The sequence below is a fragment of the Mucilaginibacter aquatilis genome (assembly GCF_009755275.1).
Taxonomy (GTDB): Bacteria; Bacteroidota; Bacteroidia; order Sphingobacteriales; family Sphingobacteriaceae; genus Mucilaginibacter; species Mucilaginibacter aquatilis.
In genome coordinates this window covers 1-18,220 of record NZ_WQLA01000006.1, presented here as the reverse complement: position 1 = coordinate 18,220, position 18,220 = coordinate 1, and the positions used below count along the sequence as shown (strand labels likewise).

Annotated in this window: 20 protein-coding genes; 7 read left to right on the top strand and 13 right to left on the bottom strand. The window is 40.8% G+C overall.

Annotated features, from left to right (window positions below; translation table 11 throughout):
• The first annotated feature begins 57 nt into the window (after window positions 1-57).
• The 4 genes from GO816_RS14425 to GO816_RS14410 all read left to right on the top strand — a co-directional run bounded on the left by GO816_RS14425 (window position 58) and on the right by GO816_RS14410 (window position 2,779).
• On the top strand, window positions 58-429 hold the full coding sequence (locus GO816_RS14425) for a hypothetical protein (RefSeq protein WP_157542653.1): 372 nt from the start codon (window positions 58-60) through the stop codon (window positions 427-429).
• A 38-nt stretch (window positions 430-467) separates the two neighbouring features.
• The gene (locus tag GO816_RS14420) at window positions 468-1,289 is read left to right on the top strand and encodes a thiol-disulfide oxidoreductase DCC family protein (protein WP_157542652.1); all 822 of its coding nucleotides are present in this window, start codon (window positions 468-470) and stop codon (window positions 1,287-1,289) included.
• Between the two features lies 1 nt (window position 1,290).
• The gene (locus GO816_RS14415; RefSeq protein ID WP_157542651.1) at window positions 1,291-2,217 is read left to right on the top strand and encodes a TIGR01777 family oxidoreductase; all 927 of its coding nucleotides are present in this window, start codon (window positions 1,291-1,293) and stop codon (window positions 2,215-2,217) included.
• Window positions 2,218-2,290: 73 nt separating this feature from the next.
• Window positions 2,291-2,779 carry an SRPBCC family protein gene (locus GO816_RS14410; RefSeq protein ID WP_157542650.1) on the top strand — a complete coding sequence of 163 codons (489 nt, stop codon included), beginning with the start codon at window positions 2,291-2,293 and terminating at the stop codon, window positions 2,777-2,779.
• Window positions 2,780-2,788: 9 nt separating this feature from the next.
• On the opposite strand, the gene GO816_RS14405 is transcribed toward GO816_RS14410, so the two are convergent.
• A complete protein-coding gene (locus GO816_RS14405) occupies window positions 2,789-3,199 on the bottom strand; it encodes a lysozyme inhibitor LprI family protein (RefSeq protein WP_157542649.1) in 411 nt (136 codons plus the stop codon).
• Between the two features lie 180 nt (window positions 3,200-3,379).
• Here GO816_RS14405 and GO816_RS14400 point away from each other — a divergent pair, with 180 nt between their 5' ends.
• Window positions 3,380-4,135, top strand: a complete 756-nt coding sequence (locus tag GO816_RS14400; RefSeq protein ID WP_157542648.1) for an oxygenase MpaB family protein — start codon at window positions 3,380-3,382, stop codon at window positions 4,133-4,135.
• Between the two features lie 24 nt (window positions 4,136-4,159).
• On the opposite strand, the gene GO816_RS14395 is transcribed toward GO816_RS14400, so the two are convergent.
• The 9 genes from GO816_RS14395 to nusB form a co-directional block, all read right to left on the bottom strand.
• On the bottom strand, window positions 4,160-4,774 hold the full coding sequence (locus GO816_RS14395) for a class I SAM-dependent methyltransferase (protein WP_232336588.1): 615 nt from the start codon (window positions 4,772-4,774) through the stop codon (window positions 4,160-4,162).
• Window positions 4,775-7,495, bottom strand: coding sequence for an Ig-like domain-containing protein (locus GO816_RS14390; protein ID WP_232336587.1), 2,721 nt, complete (start codon window positions 7,493-7,495; stop codon window positions 4,775-4,777). It abuts the gene before it with no gap.
• 153 nt (window positions 7,496-7,648) lie between these two features.
• Window positions 7,649-8,098: a MarR family winged helix-turn-helix transcriptional regulator gene (locus tag GO816_RS14385; RefSeq protein WP_157542647.1), complete on the bottom strand. Its 450-nt coding sequence runs from the start codon at window positions 8,096-8,098 to the stop codon at window positions 7,649-7,651.
• 271 nt (window positions 8,099-8,369) lie between these two features.
• Window positions 8,370-9,308 (bottom strand): exonuclease, encoded by a 939-nt coding sequence (locus GO816_RS14380; RefSeq protein ID WP_157542646.1) that lies wholly within the window; start codon window positions 9,306-9,308, stop codon window positions 8,370-8,372.
• Between the two features lie 17 nt (window positions 9,309-9,325).
• The gene (gene coaE, locus GO816_RS14375) at window positions 9,326-9,913 is read right to left on the bottom strand and encodes a dephospho-CoA kinase (RefSeq protein WP_157542645.1); all 588 of its coding nucleotides are present in this window, start codon (window positions 9,911-9,913) and stop codon (window positions 9,326-9,328) included.
• Window position 9,914: 1 nt separating this feature from the next.
• Window positions 9,915-10,859, bottom strand: a complete 945-nt coding sequence (locus GO816_RS14370) for a YbbR-like domain-containing protein (protein ID WP_157542644.1) — start codon at window positions 10,857-10,859, stop codon at window positions 9,915-9,917.
• Between the two features lie 109 nt (window positions 10,860-10,968).
• Complete coding sequence (gene yajC / locus GO816_RS14365; protein ID WP_157542643.1) at window positions 10,969-11,298, bottom strand: preprotein translocase subunit YajC; 330 nt, start codon at window positions 11,296-11,298, stop codon at window positions 10,969-10,971.
• Window positions 11,299-11,320: 22 nt separating this feature from the next.
• Window positions 11,321-11,791: a DUF1573 domain-containing protein gene (locus GO816_RS14360; RefSeq protein ID WP_157542642.1), complete on the bottom strand. Its 471-nt coding sequence runs from the start codon at window positions 11,789-11,791 to the stop codon at window positions 11,321-11,323.
• A 2-nt stretch (window positions 11,792-11,793) separates the two neighbouring features.
• Window positions 11,794-12,741, bottom strand: a complete 948-nt coding sequence (nusB, locus tag GO816_RS14355; protein WP_157542641.1) for a transcription antitermination factor NusB — start codon at window positions 12,739-12,741, stop codon at window positions 11,794-11,796.
• A gap of 324 nt (window positions 12,742-13,065) precedes the next feature.
• Here nusB and GO816_RS14350 point away from each other — a divergent pair, with 324 nt between their 5' ends.
• The gene (locus GO816_RS14350; RefSeq protein WP_157542640.1) at window positions 13,066-14,868 is read left to right on the top strand and encodes an ABC transporter ATP-binding protein; all 1,803 of its coding nucleotides are present in this window, start codon (window positions 13,066-13,068) and stop codon (window positions 14,866-14,868) included.
• 11 nt (window positions 14,869-14,879) lie between these two features.
• Here the strand turns inward: GO816_RS14350 and GO816_RS14345 are convergent, their stop codons facing one another.
• Together GO816_RS14345 and GO816_RS14340 are read right to left on the bottom strand one after the other, a co-directional pair.
• The gene (locus tag GO816_RS14345) at window positions 14,880-15,797 is read right to left on the bottom strand and encodes a DUF72 domain-containing protein (RefSeq protein ID WP_157542639.1); all 918 of its coding nucleotides are present in this window, start codon (window positions 15,795-15,797) and stop codon (window positions 14,880-14,882) included.
• Between the two features lie 6 nt (window positions 15,798-15,803).
• Complete coding sequence (locus GO816_RS14340) at window positions 15,804-16,868, bottom strand: M20 family metallo-hydrolase (protein WP_157542638.1); 1,065 nt, start codon at window positions 16,866-16,868, stop codon at window positions 15,804-15,806.
• Between the two features lie 115 nt (window positions 16,869-16,983).
• Here GO816_RS14340 and GO816_RS14335 point away from each other — a divergent pair, with 115 nt between their 5' ends.
• On the top strand, window positions 16,984-17,661 hold the full coding sequence (locus GO816_RS14335) for a basic secretory family protein (RefSeq protein WP_232336586.1): 678 nt from the start codon (window positions 16,984-16,986) through the stop codon (window positions 17,659-17,661).
• Between the two features lie 85 nt (window positions 17,662-17,746).
• Here the strand turns inward: GO816_RS14335 and GO816_RS14330 are convergent.
• Window positions 17,747-18,220 (bottom strand): DUF4932 domain-containing protein (locus GO816_RS14330; RefSeq protein ID WP_157542637.1); only part of this gene is annotated, 474 nt, incomplete at its 5' end.

Sequence of the window (18,220 nt, the reverse complement as noted above, 5' to 3'; positions counted from 1 at the left end):
AATGTTTCAAAAAATACTGAAAATTCAATAATTATTATACATTTAATTTATAACATCATGAACTACTTCATTTTAACTTACATTGTTTATTTGTTAATCAGCATTGCCTTAACTGTTTGGGTTGCCAGGGTTTTATTCAGTAACGGACGGGTGTTCCTGGTCGACATTTTCCATGGAAATACACTCCTTGCCGATTCTGTAAATAAATTACTGGTGGTTGGGTTCTACCTTATCAACGTTGGTTACATATCACTGGTACTTAAAGAAACCGGAGTAATTGCCGATGCCCGTGTACTCATTGAGGTATTGAGCCGTAAAATAGGCACTATCATTTTAATATTAGGTGCCATGCATTTTCTTAACCTTACCATATTTTTTAAGCTGCGCAGCCGTGCTCAGCAAACAGTTGGCCAGCCTCATAATCAATAGTGTTTGTATTTCAATTGCATTGCCAAATTGAATAAGCCATGAAGACGCTCGAAAACCACATCATACTTTACGATGCAAATTGCCCTATGTGCAAGCTGTATACCAAAACATTTGTAAACGCTGGCATGCTTGGTAGTAATGGCAGGGCAAGTTATCAAAACATGCCCACCGAGGTTTGCCCTGTGGTTGACCTGCACCGTGCAGTAAATGAAATTGCCTTAGTGAATACCAAAACAGGCCAGGTAAGTTACGGCATCCAAAGTTTATTAAAAGTATTTGGGAATGCATGGCCTGTTTTTAAACCGCTGTTTGGTTTTGCGCCTTTCATTTGGCTACTGCGTAAAGTTTATGCATTTATATCTTATAACCGCAGGGTCATCGTCCCTGCGGTTAACAAGGAGGATGATCAGTTACAGCCATCATTTAGATTGGGCTACAGGGTTGCCTATTTGATATTTAGCTGGTTGGTTGTTGCCATGGTTTTAACCAGCTATGCAGTACATCTGGCACCTGTTGTGCCGGTAGGGCATATGTTAAGGGAATACTTTATTTGCGGCGGTCAGATAATATTTCAGGGCATTATAATCTCAATGTTTATGCCCGCTAAACGCTGGGACTACCTGGGTAATATGATGACTATATCTTTTGGCGGCGCTTTGTTGTTACTGCCGCTTTTGGGCGTAGGTGTTTTTATAGCCTTGGACGCCTGGATTTATATCGCTTGTTTTATGGGCGTAGCAGGTTTAATGTTGCTTGAGCATATACGCCGCACACGGATATTGAAGCTCGGATGGCTGCTTACCATAAGCTGGGTGGCGTACCGGTTATTGGTTTTAGCGCTTATTTATTTAAACAACTAGAATGAAAAAGTACAACAAAATTATACTTGCTGGAGGTAACGGTTACCTGGGCACAGTATTGGCAAACTTTTATAAACACGAGGCTAACCAGGTGATTATACTAAGCCGCAAGCCGGCTGTAAGCAACGGAAACATTAAAACTGTTGTTTGGGACGGCCAAAATGAAGGTGACTGGACCGAAGTATTGGATAATGCCGATATGCTGATAAACCTTTGTGGAAAAAACGTAAACTGCCGGTATACCGAGAAAAATAAGAAGGAAATAATTGCATCAAGAGTTGTTCCTACTGCCTTGTTAGGTGAAGTTATAGGCAAGCTTGCTAACCCGCCAAAACTTTGGATCAATGTAACATCAGCCACAATTTACCGCCACGCTGAAGATTGCGCTCAGGATGAATATAGTGGCCAAATTGGTAGTGGGTTTTCTGTAGATGTATGTAAACAATGGGAACAAACCTTTTTCAATACCGTTACACCCGCTACACGTAAAATAGCCTTGCGAATGGGCATTGTTTTAGGCGCCGGCGACGGCGTATTTCCGAGGTTGCACAACCTGGTGAAGTTTGGCTTGGGTGGCAAGCAAGGTAACGGAAAACAATATGTATCATGGATACATGAAAGTGATGTTGCCGGAATAACACAAATTCTTTTAGAGCACAATGAGCTTGAGGGAGTAATTAACTGCACCGCACCCCAAGCAATACAAAACTCAGATTTAATGCTTAGCATACGTAAGAGCTGTAATTCATTAATTGGGTTACCTGCGCCGGGCTGGTTGCTTGAAATAGGTGCACTGCTCATTGGAACCGAAACAGAGTTGATACTTAAAAGCCGTTGGGTTACTCCAAAACGCTTACTTGATGCTGGCTATACATTTAAGTATGTGGCTGCGCCACAAGCTGTAGATGAGATTATAAGCAATAAATAAATGATTTTTAACAAAGATGGGCACGTGCTAATCAATATATGCTTTCGCTGTGACTATCAAACTCAAAACTTGAATGGCAGTAATTAAACTACAAACATTTATTGAAGCACCGGTTGCCAATTGCTTTAACCTTGCGCGCAGTATTGATGTACATGTTGAAAGCATGCATAGCCACAGGGAAAAGGCAATCGCAGGCATTACCAAAGGCCTAATTCATTTAAATGAAGCCGTAACGTGGAAAGCCATGCACTTTTGCCTTCCTTTTAAAATGACGGTAAAGATTATTGAACTGAATGACCCCGGATATTTTGTCGACGCTATGACTGTTGGGCCGTTTAAATATATGCGCCATTACCATGCTTTTTGGCCGCAACCTCACGGTACACTTATGGAAGATGAGTTTGTTTTCCGTTCGCCTTTAGGCCATCTGGGTAACATGATTGACAAGTGGCTATTGAAACCTTATCTTACAAAATTGCTTCAGCGTCGCAACTTGTACATTAAGCAAGCAGCAGAAAATGCCCTAAATAATCGAACCATTCCCTTTACCTGCAGTAGGTAATCCTAAGTTTTATGGTTGCCCTATTTTTATAGATCCGCTGCAAACATCTCCCTCAGGTATTCCGGTTATCCAGGCACGTAAATATTTTGTTCGTTCTCGTGTTACGTTTTCGAGGTAAAAGGCCTTACACATTGCTGCCGAACTTCCGCCGGCATCAGGAAACCGGGCAGTCAGGTCCGCATTGCGTAATTTAATCCATAAGCGCTGCGCTGCTTTCATTTTTCTTACAAAAAACGGTTTTTTCGAATACTCCTTAACAATTTGTGCAAATACGGTATTCAGTTCCTTATCGGCTTGCTGGTACTTTTTGTTAGCATCTGCTGTCATAGTTGCTTGTGATTGCGCCACAGCGGTATGACTGAAGGTTGTAAGAATTGCTATTAATATAATTCCCGGGATTAGCTTTGTAAGAGTTGTCATGATCATCTGAGATTTATTGCACTGTATAAGTGTTCATACTTAAATAATGTTTTACTACTTGATAGGTACAATGAGTGATTTCTAAGTACCTTGGTTTGAGTATATATATGATTTATAGAAATATAAGTGATAAAAACTCAGTTTTATTGATTAACTTTGTATATAAAAGTACTTTTAATTATGAAATATTTCGTGAGTGAGAATTCAATAGTGCGTAATATATGGGGGAAGGCTGATACGGTTCTTTTTATATTTGCCGGTGCAGCGGCTGAGTTTGCACTTAATAAGGCAGTAGACTGGCTTTACTTCACCGGTAACTTACCTGCCGATCCGTTAGCACGTTTGTTTTCAACCGTTGAATATTCCAAGAAAATATTATTCTCAAAGTATGATGATGCTTTGTGGGCTATAGATAAAATAACCGCTATACATAAAGGAGTAGAAACAGCAAGAGGTATGGAAATACCTCAATGGGCTTACCGCGATGTTTTGTATCTTTTGATTGATTACTCGGTGCGATCATTTGAACTGCTTGAACGTAAACTTACAGACAACGAAAAGGGCGAGCTTTATGATGTTTTTTATCGCCTTGGTAAGCGTATGCAAATACAAGACTTACCCCAAAGCTATAACGGATGGATTGTAACGCGTGAAAATCATTTAAAAGAAAACTTAGTTTGCAGCAACTTTACAATTGACCTATACAGGCAGTACCGCAAACATTTGGGCACCGGGCGTTACCTATTGTTAAAGCAGGTACAAATGCTGCTTGTACCAAACCAGGTTTTTAAGCTGTTAAATTTTAACAGCCTTCAGTGGCTTAGGCCGGCATTGTGGCTGTACAAGTTAGCTAAGCAATTAAAATTCGATTGGTTGCTTAAAGAAGCGATATTACCACCAAAGTATAAACTGCAAATTAAAGATTTAGACAACTGACAGGAGTCGCCCGTTATTGTGTGTTTATAGTTTTTGCAGGCACCATGTTGTCATACATCGTAAGTTTTGAACATTTGTAGTTTTGATTGGCTCATGTAAATAGGCACCTAATTCGGTAGTATAATTAAGCAATCTTTCTTCATCCACCAAGTACCGCTCTGAACCATCGGGCAGCAAATAACGGCCGCCGCCGGTGTGCTGTACCAGGTTTTCAATGCCTGTGTTTGATGCCAGCCGCACAAACAAATAGCCGCCATGTTTTAAAACACGCCACATGGAACGAAGCATATTGTCGAAATGCTCATGATTACTGGCAAAATGCAAAACGGCGCTGCAAATGAGCAAATCAAAGCTTCCATCTGCAAAGGGTAAGTTTTCTGCAACACCAACCTCAAAGTTTTGCAAGCTGTTTAATGGGGCCAGGTGAGCAGATAATTGCTTAACATTTTCAATCGCTTCGGGGTTAGGGTCGATGCCGTGCACTTCGTAATTGTTTTGCAGAAACCAAATCAGGTTTCTGCCGCCTCCACATCCTACATCCAACACTTTTTGGCAATTGTCATAACGGCCCTTCAATAACTGATCGAACAGATAGATATCAATATTACCGAAAGTTTGCTGCAGATCATTAGTCATCATTTACTGCACTTTGTACCGGTAAACCGACCGGCCTATGTTACCATCTTTATCAAAGCCTTCAATTACTGCACGGTAGCTTCCTTTGCCATCGGCATTGTAAAATTCAACGCTTGTAGCGCCGGTAGCCTTATCAGTAACTACACGGGGATTCCAATAAATGGTGCTGCGTAAATCCATCCCTACGGGTTTAGGCACATCGTACTTAGGCATATAAAACTCGCGTGCAATATCATAACCCTTAGGCATTATGTTAACAGTATTAGGCTGCGGAATAAGTTCCTGTAACTCTTGCAAGCTTATTTTTGTGCCTTTTGGCGGTGTTTTGGTGTTAAAAACCAATACGCCGTTAGTTTGGTTGGCGTTGTTAATCAAGCCCAAATCATCTCGCAAAAAGATTTCAACCGATTCAACATCTGTTGACTGCATGCTGGCAAGATAATTCACATCAACAGGCATACCGCGTACATAAATAGCCATTGGTACCCTGCGGCCCTGATTGTAATCGCGGGTTACGTAAAACGCATTAGTGCTTTGATCATAAGTTACACCCATAAGCGTGCCTTGTAAACAGGTTAACAACATAGGGCAAATAAAGCGGTCGCCGGTTACTAAATGGTCCGGAATACTGCTTAAGCCTGATAGGGCGGGGTAAGCCGTATGGTTAATTTTAGGAGTTTTAGGCGCACGTACAACTACTTCTTTAAGCACGTGCATACTGTTAAACTGTTTTTTACTGTTTAGCAGGTAAGGGCGCATGGTGCTGTCAATATTGGCAACCTCATCAGGGTAAAGCTGATTTTTGTTAATGGCCGGGTAGGTAATAGGCTCGAGCATCAACATCAGGTTTTTGCCGTTATAGTTATTTTTAGCAGTAGCAATTATCTTCATAGAATCGGGGAAGGACAAATTGCTGAATTTAAAACGACCCTCCGGATCACTTACGGCATTGGCCGAAAAATACTTATCAGGGATGTATAAACGCACATTTCCGCCTTTGAAAGGCATTCCGTTAAGCGTACGCAACGTGCCTGCTATTTCAATGCCTTGCTCAGGTAAATAGGTAATGGGCTGTAACCTGCCTGCTATTACATCAGTATATGAAAAACGACGATATCCTTGTGTCAACATCAATACATCAAGGTCGGACACGGTTTGATTATTAACCTTGTTAAAATAATAGTTTGGTTTTTCAATGTAACCTTTTAAATCAGACGTTAGGAGCAAGCTGGTTAGTATGGTTGTTTCGCCATCCTCATCAACAGGCACCTTGCTTTCATCTATTACCGATACGGAGAAGTTTCCATCAACTGGTCCGGTTTTGTTTTTGGCAGTTACATTAAATTTAACCTTTTGTCTTACACCATATGCAGGCTTATCACTGGTTACATTGAGGTTAAGCTGATCTTTATGCTGAACAAATATCAAACGCTCACTTACCGGTATACCTGTACTGGTAAACAAAGTAAATTGTACTAAGCCCGTAGGAAATTTACTCGATGGAATATTGGCAGAAAAAATCTGCTCTTTTAAAGCTGTTTGCGCTGCGAAGCAGACTGTGTTTGAGCTTTGCGCTATGATATAAAAAACTTTACCCTTATTAGCTTCAAAGAAAGCAGGGCTGGCCAGCATTTTAAGCGTTACATTTTGAGCATCAGCTGTTGTCATGCTTAAATTGATACCTGAAACCTGCACCTTAGGCAGGTCATAACTTGCTTTTAAGCCATTGGTAAATGTAATATTTGCTTTATACTGTTTGCCGGTTTCGGGCAGCATGGTGAATGAGCCCATGCCCGCGTGTTGTGAGCTGATATTAGCAACCGTAGCGCCGCTGTTATCAGTTATAACACCGGTAAAATTAATTCCGCGTCCGTTTGATGATACGGCTTTTACTGCAACACGCGTACGGGTTCCATTAAGCAATTCTCCTCCCTCAGGAAAGAACTGTACATCGGCATTGCCTAATACTGATTTAAGCGGAAAGTTTCGGCCCGCTCTTTTTCCGCTACCTAAATCAATGAATGCAGTAATTGCCGCACCAGTTAAGTCAACCTGTTTGTTGTTGGTGAAGCTTACGGTTATTGCGCCGTTCTGATCGGTTGTGCCTTTGCCTTTGGCTACATCATCAACATTGCTGCTAACTTCCCAGGTAACCTTTTTACCGGCTTGAGGGTTGCCATCCGTATCTTTAAATACTATACGTGATGTAACTTGTAAGGATTTATCTGAACCGGTTTTTGTGGAGCTAATGAAAGTGTTTATTTGCTTGTCAATAGCATTGCCAACAGGCAGCGTTTTGGTAAAGAAGTACGCGGCATCAAAGTTGGCCATCCACTTACTGTAGGCACGTATGTGATAATTATCCTGCCTAAAAGTAAGTTCGGGCAGGGGTATGCTTCCGTAAGCTACGCCTTCTTTTACAGGCAGCTTAAGCATTTGCACCAATGAGTCGCGGCTATTCATCAGCTCAACGTATATAACCTTACTCAGTTGAGAGGGTTGCTTATAGTTGTCTGTTAAGTATGCTTTAAAAAAAACGGTATCATCAACAGCATAGTAAGGTTTATCAAAATGCAGGTACAGTTTTTCAATAGGCCGCGAGCTGGCCATTTTGCCTGTTTTTTCGATAATGCTGTTCAGGCTTACACTATCCTGCTTTTGTGCAAATACAGGAGAGCTAAACAGGGATATGATAAAAATAAATAAAGCGTAACGGTATATCATCAGGAAAACTCCAATGGTGTAATGGTGGTAAATATACTATGCTAAAAACATGCTACCTAACTTAAAGGCATTGTTTAACATTTTTTACATTAACCCTAAAACTGGAAGTTTATTGTTTAATAAACCGTTTGGCAAAACGTAATAGGCAAGTTGCTATCCTCTAAGTTTGTCTAATAAGTCGCTAAGCTGTGATGCCTCGTCTTCGGTAAGGTTATGCCTGAACAAGTCTGATGTTTTAAATTCAACATCCATCTTGTCTAAAATTTCAAGGCCTTTATTGGTAATATGTATATCAACCGCACGCCGGTCAATGTTATTGGTGCAGCGAGATACCAACTCCTTTTGAACCAATCGGTCAACAATACGCGATGCGTCAGACATCTTGTCTATCATGCGTTCCTTAATCATGTTTATGGTTACAGGTTTGGGTCTTTGTCCGCGTAAAATACGCAGTACGTTAAACTGCTGACTGGTGAGGTTATACTTTTCGAAATTTAAACGTAGCAAATTACTTAGCCAGCCCGAAGTGTATGATATATTAATTACAGCTTTGTGGTAATTATCTTCAAATTTGCTGCTCTGTATTTCGTCTTCTATTTTCATTCAACTACAATTATAATAAATAAGAGGGTAACATTTACCTGCTTAAATTTTGTTTAAGGTTATAAAACCGCTTATTATTTTGTATTGAAGATTTTGTAATACATCAAAAACCTTGAATTTAAGTAAGATAGCATTTATTAATCTTCGGCGTAAATTTGCTGTTTAATTTATTAAATTCAAATATTAGTTAATTTTTTAGCTAAGGCAAGAGAGGATTGTACAATTACGCTATCGATTCCAAATTGTTAAGGACAAATATCATACGTATGTTTTAAGACAATGATTTAGTAATTAACTTACCGGCAAAGTGCTTTTTCAGATGCGTGCCATCACCGTGCAAAGTCCATAGTTGTTGGGGCTTTACATGTTCAATGGTTTGTAAAACATCATTCCAATCGGCATGGTCTGATATATACAGCGTGTCTTTTTCATTCACCTGAAGGTTTTTCCATCCCGAAGCAAACAGCCTTGTGACACCTGTAGCCTTGTAGTAACTATCAAATGTAAACGGCGGAACAATGTAAACGTACTCGTTTTGCACTTTCATCAGCTTGCGGCTGTACAGCTCATAATTTCCTAAATTAACCCCATGTTTTTCATAAATGGCATTTAGTGGCGAGATACGAAAGTGTACAAGTACTTTTTTTTGCGGAACAAAATCATTTATCATTCTTATTAACCGTTGTGCTTTACCTAAGCCGTAAGCACCCAGTAAAATGTTTGTTTTAATATCGTCCAGTTTCTTTATTTCGGCAACGGGATCAGGGTGCAGGGTTTGAGGATTGGCAAAGGTACTTTCAGTAATAAGCACATCGGCGTGTACCCATTCAATAGGTTGGCAGGTAGGATTAGCCTGTAACTTATAGTCGCCGGTGTACAGGTAAGTAACACCTTTGTATTCCATTACTATTTGGGCTGAGCCAAGCATGTGTCCGGCCGATATGAATTTGATTCGTACCCCACCAACATCAAAGTATTCATGCCATGCATGTATTGCGAAGTTTTTACCAGCATTTTTACCGTACCGTAACTGCATAAAATCACGGGTAGGTGCAGTGCAGTGTATGCTGTGGTTGCCAGGTACGGCATGGTCGCCGTGTGCATGACTAATTATGGCATGCTCTACAGGTTGCTGCGGATCTAAATAGAAGTTGCCATAACGACAATAAAGCCCGTTAGCATCAAAGGCAATAAAATCTTCTAAAATCATGAATAAACAGTTGGGTGTTATTGCCGGGTAAATAATTTATGAAGGTGCAGTACCTGCGGAATAACCAGAGCTGAATTATCATTATTGATAATGTAATCAGCCAGCTTTACTTTTTCCTCCTGCGGCATTTGCTTTGAGTTGCGTGCTTCGGCTTGTTCAATGGTAATATTATCGCGCTCTATTACACGCTGTAGCCGGGCTGGGGTAGGTGCTGTAACCAGTATAGTGTGATCGCAATCTTTGTAAGAGCCGCTTTCAAACAATATGGCAGCTTCTTTTAAAACGTATGGAGCAGCAGTATGATTAATTATCCAGGCATCAAATGCCCTGAATACCGCAGGATGGACTAGGCTGTTAAGTTTGTTAAGCTCAGCGGCATTATTAAACACAATTGAACTTATAAATTTTTTATTCAAGGTGCCATTGTCAAAGTATGCCTCGTTGCCAAAGTGCTGCTTTAAGTTTTTAATAAGTTGCGTATCAGTAGTCATCACTTGCTTGGCAGCGTCGTCTGAGTAGAAAACAGGTATGCCTAAAAGCTCAAAAACACGGCATACTGTTGTTTTGCCACTGCCTATGTTGCCGGTTATACCAATTTTTAGCATCTTATTTTTTTACAAGAAAGTTAATGTTACGCGGAACAGTTTTAACAATGCGGCAGTAAGCAGGCACACGGGTTATGTTTACAGGTAAAACGGTATAGCCTTGTTCCCATAATCCAAAATCAGCAGTGGCCTCAAAAAAATCCTCGTCAAGCTCTGTGTATCTGCTCAATGGAACTGTGAAGGTAATATTAACCCTATGCGGTACCATCTTTACATTGTAGTAATGCACGTTATTTATAAGTTTCACGGGTATGCTAAGCGTCTTCTCGGTAAACTCCTCAACCGGTACTTTAAGTTGAGTGCTTTTAGGATATATGCTAATGTTGCCCTCTTTTACCGGTTGCAAGCCAAGCGTCGTATTGATTGGTTGATTAACGTTATCAAGCTTAAGCGTATCAGTTTTCCAGGATGTAATATGTTCAATTACATTACCAGGCCCGTTTAAGGTAACGTAAGCCGGTTTGAGCTGAATTTTCTCTGATTGCTGATACTGCTGCTGGTAAGTTAAATTTAATACCGGTTCAATTGGTACCCTTTTAACTACCCGGTTTGTGAAATCGAAATACAACGTATCGGGTGTGAAGGCAATTATTTTGTGACGCGCGTCCATCACTTTGTTAATTTGTGCAATTTGAGTGTTCAAAGCAATGTAATTGCTATGCTCAAGGGTATGCAAATCAACCTTTACCGGTTCGGTAGATGAACTTACTTTTGAAAATAATACCTGCCAGCCGGTGCCCTGCATTATTGCTTCTACCGTATCGGGCTGTAATGCCCTGAAGGCGCGCTTTTGTGGTGCGTTTTTAAAGGTTATTGCCTGTTTAACTGTAAAACTATAAGTGCCCGATAAGGTAGCTAAAATCCATGCCACTGTGGCAATAAGGAAGCAGGTGATAAATACCGACAAACGCCTTCTTTCAGATACAGATAGTTTTATGATGGGCATAGGCAAATAGTGCTTTAGTTATAACGCTTTGCGTAGCTTGGTTTACCGCAAAATTAAAATGCCGTTTCTCTTGCTAAAAAAAGAAACGGCATTTTCAATATTCTGTTTATTAAGCTTTGGCTTCTTTTTCTTTAGCCGGTGCATTTAGTGCTTTTGAGGCATCAAGTGAAATGGCTGCTTTATCAAAGCGAATTCGGCCGTTATCAACTTCAACCAAAAAGGTGGTTTCATTTAGGTCAACAATACGGCCGTGTATGCCGGCTGTTGTAACTATACGATCGCCTTTTTTTAGTTCCTCAACATACTTTTTCTGGTCTTTTTGTTTCTTCATTTGCGGGCGTATCATAAAAAAATAAAACACCACAATAATCAAAACCATTACCACTATTTGCTGAGTAGCCATACCGCCGCCAGCTTGTAATAAAATTGTTCCTAACATTCTATATATTCTTAAATAAGTACTACTTAGTTTTTACCGCATCTTTTGCCAAAACTTCGCCAATAAGGCGTACCCGGTTTTCGGCCGGTACAGTGTTAGCTACTACGGTTATAATTTTTTCCTGCATACCAATTTTTCCGGCACTGTCAAACGTAACCTTTATTACGCTCGAGGCACCAGGCGCTATTGGTGTTTTGTCAAATTCAGGTACAGTACAGCCACAGGTTGCGTACGCATCTTTAATAATTAAAGGTGATTTACCCGAATTGGTATATTTAAACTCATAGGTAACCTTATCACCCTGTTTTATTTTTCCGAAATCATGAGCTTCTGTTTCAAACTTCATAACCGGAGCCTCGGCTGCACTTAAGCTCTTTGCTACTGCCCCATCGGCAACGGCTGTACTATCAGCAGTTTGCTGTGTATTATTGGTTTGGTTGCAGGCGCTGAGGGCAATTGCCAGGCATAAACCTGCGGTAATTTTTTTGATCATTGTTATTCAATAAGTCCGCGGCCTGTTTTACGCACACGGTTCTGCTCTTTTAATTCGAATAAAATTTTATCTAAAATACCGTTTATAAACGAGTTGCTTTTTGGTGTGCTGAATTCTTTGGCTATCTCCAGGTACTCATTTATAGTAACCTTAACCGGTACTGAGTTGAAGTTTATAAATTCAGTGATTGCCATTTTCATTAGCAGGGTATCCATCATGGCAATACGTTCAGGCTCCCAGTTTTGGGTTTTCTGGCCAATCATGCCTTGGTAGTCGGCGTCATAACGCACGGCCAGCTCAAACAGGTCAACTATAAAGTCTTGGTCTTCTGCCCAGTTACCTGTAACATCAGCCAGTTTATTCTGCTTCGGATCGTCGTATGAGAAGTTTTTGAAAGTTTTAGCTATCAATGCCTGCAATACGTCTTTATCAACCGGCCAGGCAATAAACTTATCTTCAAAAACCTGCTCAGCTAACTGCGACTTAAGAATTACCTTTTTAAAGATAAATTTAATGATGTCTTTATCGGTTTGCAGCGTATCGTCGGTTTTTTGAAGGTACGCACGGTAGTCGTCAGAGTTCTTCAGCGTGATAAATAATGATTTTGCCAGCTCAGGTTCAAAATCCCACGATACTTTGTATTTTTTGATAGCAGCAATGTAATCTTTGTTTACATGCAGCGAAGCAATAAAGCGGTTTTCAAGAATTTTAAGATTAGGATTTAGATCCTCGGCGGTAGGAAGGTGCTTGTTAGCGCGTTCCTGGGCATCGTTGGCGGCATATTGTATTACTTCATCAATTAATGACAGCATCCAGATGTACATTTCGAAAACCTTATCAATGTTTTGCAACAAAAGCTTTTCGTGCTGTTTCTTATCTTTTGGCTCAGATTGATGATAAGCGTATAATGCCTGTAATACTTTAACCCTAAGGTGCCTTCTGTTTAACATGGGTAAGAACGGTTTTTTCGGTACTAATTAATGTTTCGGTTACGGGTTGAATTAAGTTAAGCAGTTGAGCAATTGTTTTGTTGCTGTAATTGCAAAAAATAAACGCCAGCTTGCTGCTATTATTGCTTTAATAAACCAGTTAACCAATGCTGGTGCAAAAGTAGATATTTTTTTGATTAAACCTAAACGGCGTTGGCTAAATAGGTGCCTAGGGGTATGTGTTATCTTGTTTACATGAAACTGATCACGGAAGCCTAAAGTCTGTTTTTCACAGTGACGAACATTTAAGGGCGCTGCGTGTTTTTTACTACCTTTGCCAAGCTTATGAAAAGCCTTGCTTACTTAAATAAGTTCTTTTACAAGTACCGCTGGAGGCTGGTGCCGGGTGTGCTGTTTGTAATTATATCCAATATTTTTGGAGTTTTACCGGCGCAGGTTATACGCATATCTTTCAACCTGGTGGCCGAAAATATACAAATATACCACCTGTATGCAGGCTTTGAGCGGCAGTATGTTATTTACGATATATTTGGAGCCAGCTTGTTACTTTTTGGCGTATTAGTTTTAGCATTATCGCTTTTAAGAGGCTTGTTTTTGTTTTTTATGCGTCAAACCATCATCCTTATGTCCAGGCATATTGAGTTTGACCTTAAGAATGAAATTTATGAGCATTACCAGCTTCTTTCGCTGGCTTTTTACCGCAGGCACAACACCGGTGATTTAATGAACCGTGTTACCGAAGATGTTAGCAGGGTGCGTATGTATCTTGGTCCGGGTATAATGTATGCCATTAACACTGTTGTATTGTTTGTGCTTACTGTTTACGCCATGATGAGCGTAAATACCCGTTTAGCTTTCTTTTCGTTATTGCCAATGCCTTTATTGGTGCTGAGTATATATTATGTAAATAACATAATTGAGCTTCGTAGCGAAAAGATACAGGAACGCCTCTCGGCCCTTTCAAGCTTTGTACAGGAAAATCTATCAGGTATCAGGGTAATAAAGTCATACGTTCGCGAAGACTTTGTAAACGTGAAATTTAGTCACGAAAGCGAAAACTATAAAACGCAGTCAATGGAATTAACCAAGGTTCAGGCTTTGTTTTTTCCAATGATGTTATTGCTTGTAGGGATTAGCAGTGTGCTTATTATTTACATTGGTGGGGTAGAGGTAATGAAAGGTAATATAACCTCGGGCAATATAGCCGAGTTTATAGTTTACTTAGGGCAGCTTACCTTCCCGGTAATGTCGTTAGGCTGGGTGTCGTCATTAATACAGCGTGCAGCGGCATCACAAAAGCGCATCAATGAATTCTTGTTTGAGCAGCCCGAAATATTTTCGCCTGCGGTGTTACCAAAACCTGTAACCGGTAAAATAGAGTTTAATAACGTAAGCTTTGTTTACCCTGATACCGGCATTGAAGCACTCAGGTCTGTATCCTTTAGTGTTGAACCCGGGCAGCTGGTGGCAATTATAGGCCGTACGGGTTCGGGTAAATCTACCATTGCCAACTTGCTTATGCGGATGTATGACGTTACTGCTGGCGAAGTTTTGATTGATGGTTACCCTTTAAAGCAATTGAACCTGGAAGGATACCGATCGCAGGTAGGGTTTGTACCACAGGAGGTATTCCTGTTTTCAGATACCATTGCTAATAATATAGCATTTAGCGCCGATGTACTTGATATCAATGCTGTAGAACAGGCTGCTAAAGATGCTGCCGTGTACAAGAATATCATGGAGCTTGAACAGCAGTTTCAAACGTTGATAGGTGAACGCGGTGTAACCCTTTCGGGCGGACAAAAACAGCGTGTTAGTATTGCCCGTGCCATAATGAAACAACCACAAATTCTTGTTTTTGATGACTGCCTTTCGGCTGTTGATACACGTACCGAAGAGGAAATTTTAGGAAACTTAGGGCGGGTTATGAAAGGCAAAACCAGCGTAATTATTGCGCACCGTATTTCAACCATTCGTAATGCTGAAAAGATACTGGTGATGGATGAGGGTCACATAGCCGAACAAGGCACGCATCAGGAACTGATGGAAAAGCAAGGCATTTACTTTGACCTTTATGAAAAGCAGTTACTGGAAGAAGAGGAAGCTTCGCCAGCTCCTGAAAACTAATAAAGTTTTTATTACTGATTAAACAATGTATTTGGCTCAGGGGTATTGAACGGCCGGGCAATGCTCATGTTAAGTTCGTTGTTTATACGCTCAATAAAATAATCACACAGCACCGGCGCGGCTACTTCGTCAGACTGGTGCATGCCCAAGTAAACCGATTTAAGGCATCCTTTACTCCATTCTTTAATACGCTCAATCCACTCATCCATTCGCACGTAATCAGTAGGGTGTAAAGCGTTGCCTACAAAACGTAAAAATAAAGCAGGTGTTGGTAAGCCCATATGCACTACATCGCGCCGGCCGGCAGTATCGGTTACAATTGCGCCAATCCCCAAACGGTGCATTAATTCAAACACGGCATCCCGGGTTTGTGGTACACCAAACCAATCACGATGACGCAACTCCAAAAAAATCTCCAGGTCGCGCGGAAGGCTTTCAAGAAAAGCTTTCAACACCGAGAAATCCTTAGGAGTAAAATTATCATTCAACTGCAAAAACAGCGGACCCAGCTTTTCTTCAAAGGCCAGCATACTTGTCAAAAAATCGGTAGTTATCTCATCTGCACCCTTAAGCCTTTTAATATGGCTTATTAATTGGTTAAACTTTGGGCAAAACTTAAAATGAGGGTTGGCAGACGCTTTATCCTTCCATTTACGTATGGCTTCCGCATCATACATACGGTAATGGGTAGTGTTAAGCTCAATCATGTTAAAATGCTTAACATACTCTTGTAAAAAGTCAGCGTCCCGCGTTTTGGGTGGGTATAAATTGCCTTTCCAAACTTTTTGTGCCCAGCTCGAACATCCAACGTAAACCTCAGGTTGCGCAGAGTTTTTTCGCTGTAGCGAAGCCGCGGTTACAGGCATATCGGGCGGCAAAGTGTAATCAATAAAACTAAGCTGCTGCTGTGCTACTTTGCCAAACTCCATATGCTGTTAAACAATTTCTTCAAGTAATTTGATGTATAGCTCTATACCTTCTTCAATTTCCTTAAGGTAAATGAATTCATTGGCGGTATGTGATCTTGCCGAATCGCCAGGCCCCATTTTTAATGACGGGATATCAAGTAAAGCCTGATCTGATGTGGTTGGCGATCCGTAAGTGCTTCTGCCAAGCTTTATGCCGGCTTGCACTATTGGGTGGTTTTTATCTATAGATGATGGCTTAAGTCTTATAGATCGTGGTACAACATCACAGCTTACCTGCTGTTGAATAATGTTTAGTACTTCCTCGTTGCGGTAAGCATCGGTAACGCGCACATCTACCGTGAAAGTGCAGGTAGCCGGAACCACATTATGCTGCGAACCTGCGTTTATAATAGTAACCGACATTTTGATAGGGCCAAATAACTCCGATTCTTCAGTAAAACGGTAATTACGGAACCATTCGATATCTGCCAGGGCTTTATAAATAGCATTTTCTCCTTCTTCGCGGGCGGCGTGCCCGGCTTTACCATGTGCTGTGCAATCAAGCACCATCAGGCCACGTTCGGCAATGGCTAGTTGCATAAGGGTTGGCTCGCCCACAATGGCAAATTCAAGCTCACCCAAATCAGGTATCACCAATTCAAGCCCGTTAGTCCCTGATACCTCTTCCTCGGCGGTGGTAGCAATGCAGAAGTTATATTTTAAATCGGTTTGCTCGTAAAAATGCATAAACACTACGATAAGTGAAACCAGGCATCCACCGGCATCGTTACTGCCTAAACCATAAAGTTTTCCGTCCTCAACCGCAGGATCAAGCGGGTTACGTGTATAACCCGAATTGGGCTTCACAGTGTCATGATGAGAATTAAGCAAAATAGTTGGCTTTGCCTTGTCATAATACTTGTTATACGCCCATACATTATTAAGCTTGCGTTGTGTACCGATGTTGTGCTGTTTAAAAAAAGCTTCAATAATATCGGCAGTCTTATCCTCCTCTCTGCTGAATGACTGGGTAGAAATTAGGCTTTTCAACAGGTTGACCGCCTCGCTATATAGTGTTTCAATGGTATTCATAAAGGTGCTTTGGCCTTAAAGGCGTTAACGCATTCAGTGCAAATGTATATGATTTTTTACATAGTATATGTTAACACTGCTTATGCGATTTGGCTTTATGACCGTAAATTGCCATATGAAAAAGCATGCACTTTACTTAAGCTTGTGTTTAACGGCACTGGTTGCCTTTAACAATACTTATGCTCAAAACAAGGAAACCATTAAACGTAAGGGTTACACATTAGTATTTACGAGCAATGACAACAGTTTTAATCCCACGGTTAAGCAAAAACTTATTGAAACGTTCTTTGACGTGTACCCTAAGATTGCCAAAGAGTATAATAATAAAACGCTTAAAGAAGTGACTTTTGTTATTGATACGGCCTACAAAGGGGTGGCAGCAACTTCAAATGGTCGTATTGTTTATAACCCCGGCTGGTTTAAAACACATCCTGAAGATATTGATGTAGTAACGCATGAAGGGATGCACATAGTACAAGACTATAAGCAAAGTGTAGGACCAGGATGGCTTACTGAGGGTATTGCCGATTACGTACGGTACAAATTTGGCGTTAATAATAACGCAGCAAACTGGAAACTTCCTGAATACAAAGCAACGCAGTATTATACCAATAGTTACAGGGTTACCGCCAGGTTTTTGAACTGGATTGAGCAAAAGCAAAAGGAAGGTGTAGTAAAAGAACTAGATAAGCAATTGCGGAATCATACCTACAACACCGATAGCTGGAAGCAACTGACCGGAAAATCACTTGATGAGCTATGGACGCTTTACAGTGCTAATCCAATGATATAATGTAAAAGAGGCCGTATCAATTCGACACGACCTCTTGCTTTATTTGAGTTAATAATAGAGTTTTATATTTTATTTGCTTTGCAGTTTATTCTCTGCTGGCCAGTACCTGTGCAGGAGTGCTTTGAGCCTCAGCTTGCATGCCTGCAAAGATCACACCCTCAGTGTAGGCATGGCCTTTGATGCTCATGGTATTGGTGCCTTTGGCTAATGCTGATACCACTACCTGGTAACCTTGTGCGCTTACTGACTTTTGTGCTGCTGCCAAAGTGAATGCATTGTTTGCCTTGGCTACCATTTCGCTGTACATGCCTTCGTGCTGCATGTAAAAGCTGTGGAAAGCAGTCTCTTTATAAAAGCTCTCTAATAATGAGCCGTAACGTTTAAAGTCTATCTTGTTTAAATCAATGCGGTAGTCTGCTTTTAATCCAAAGCGGCCGTCTTTCATTTGGAAAGCGTATAAACCCTCTACATAGCTTTTGGCTAAAGCAGGGTTGCGGCTTAACTGCGCATTCAGTTGTTTAACACCTTTAGCGTTTTTAAAAGTGCTGAACTTGTTTAT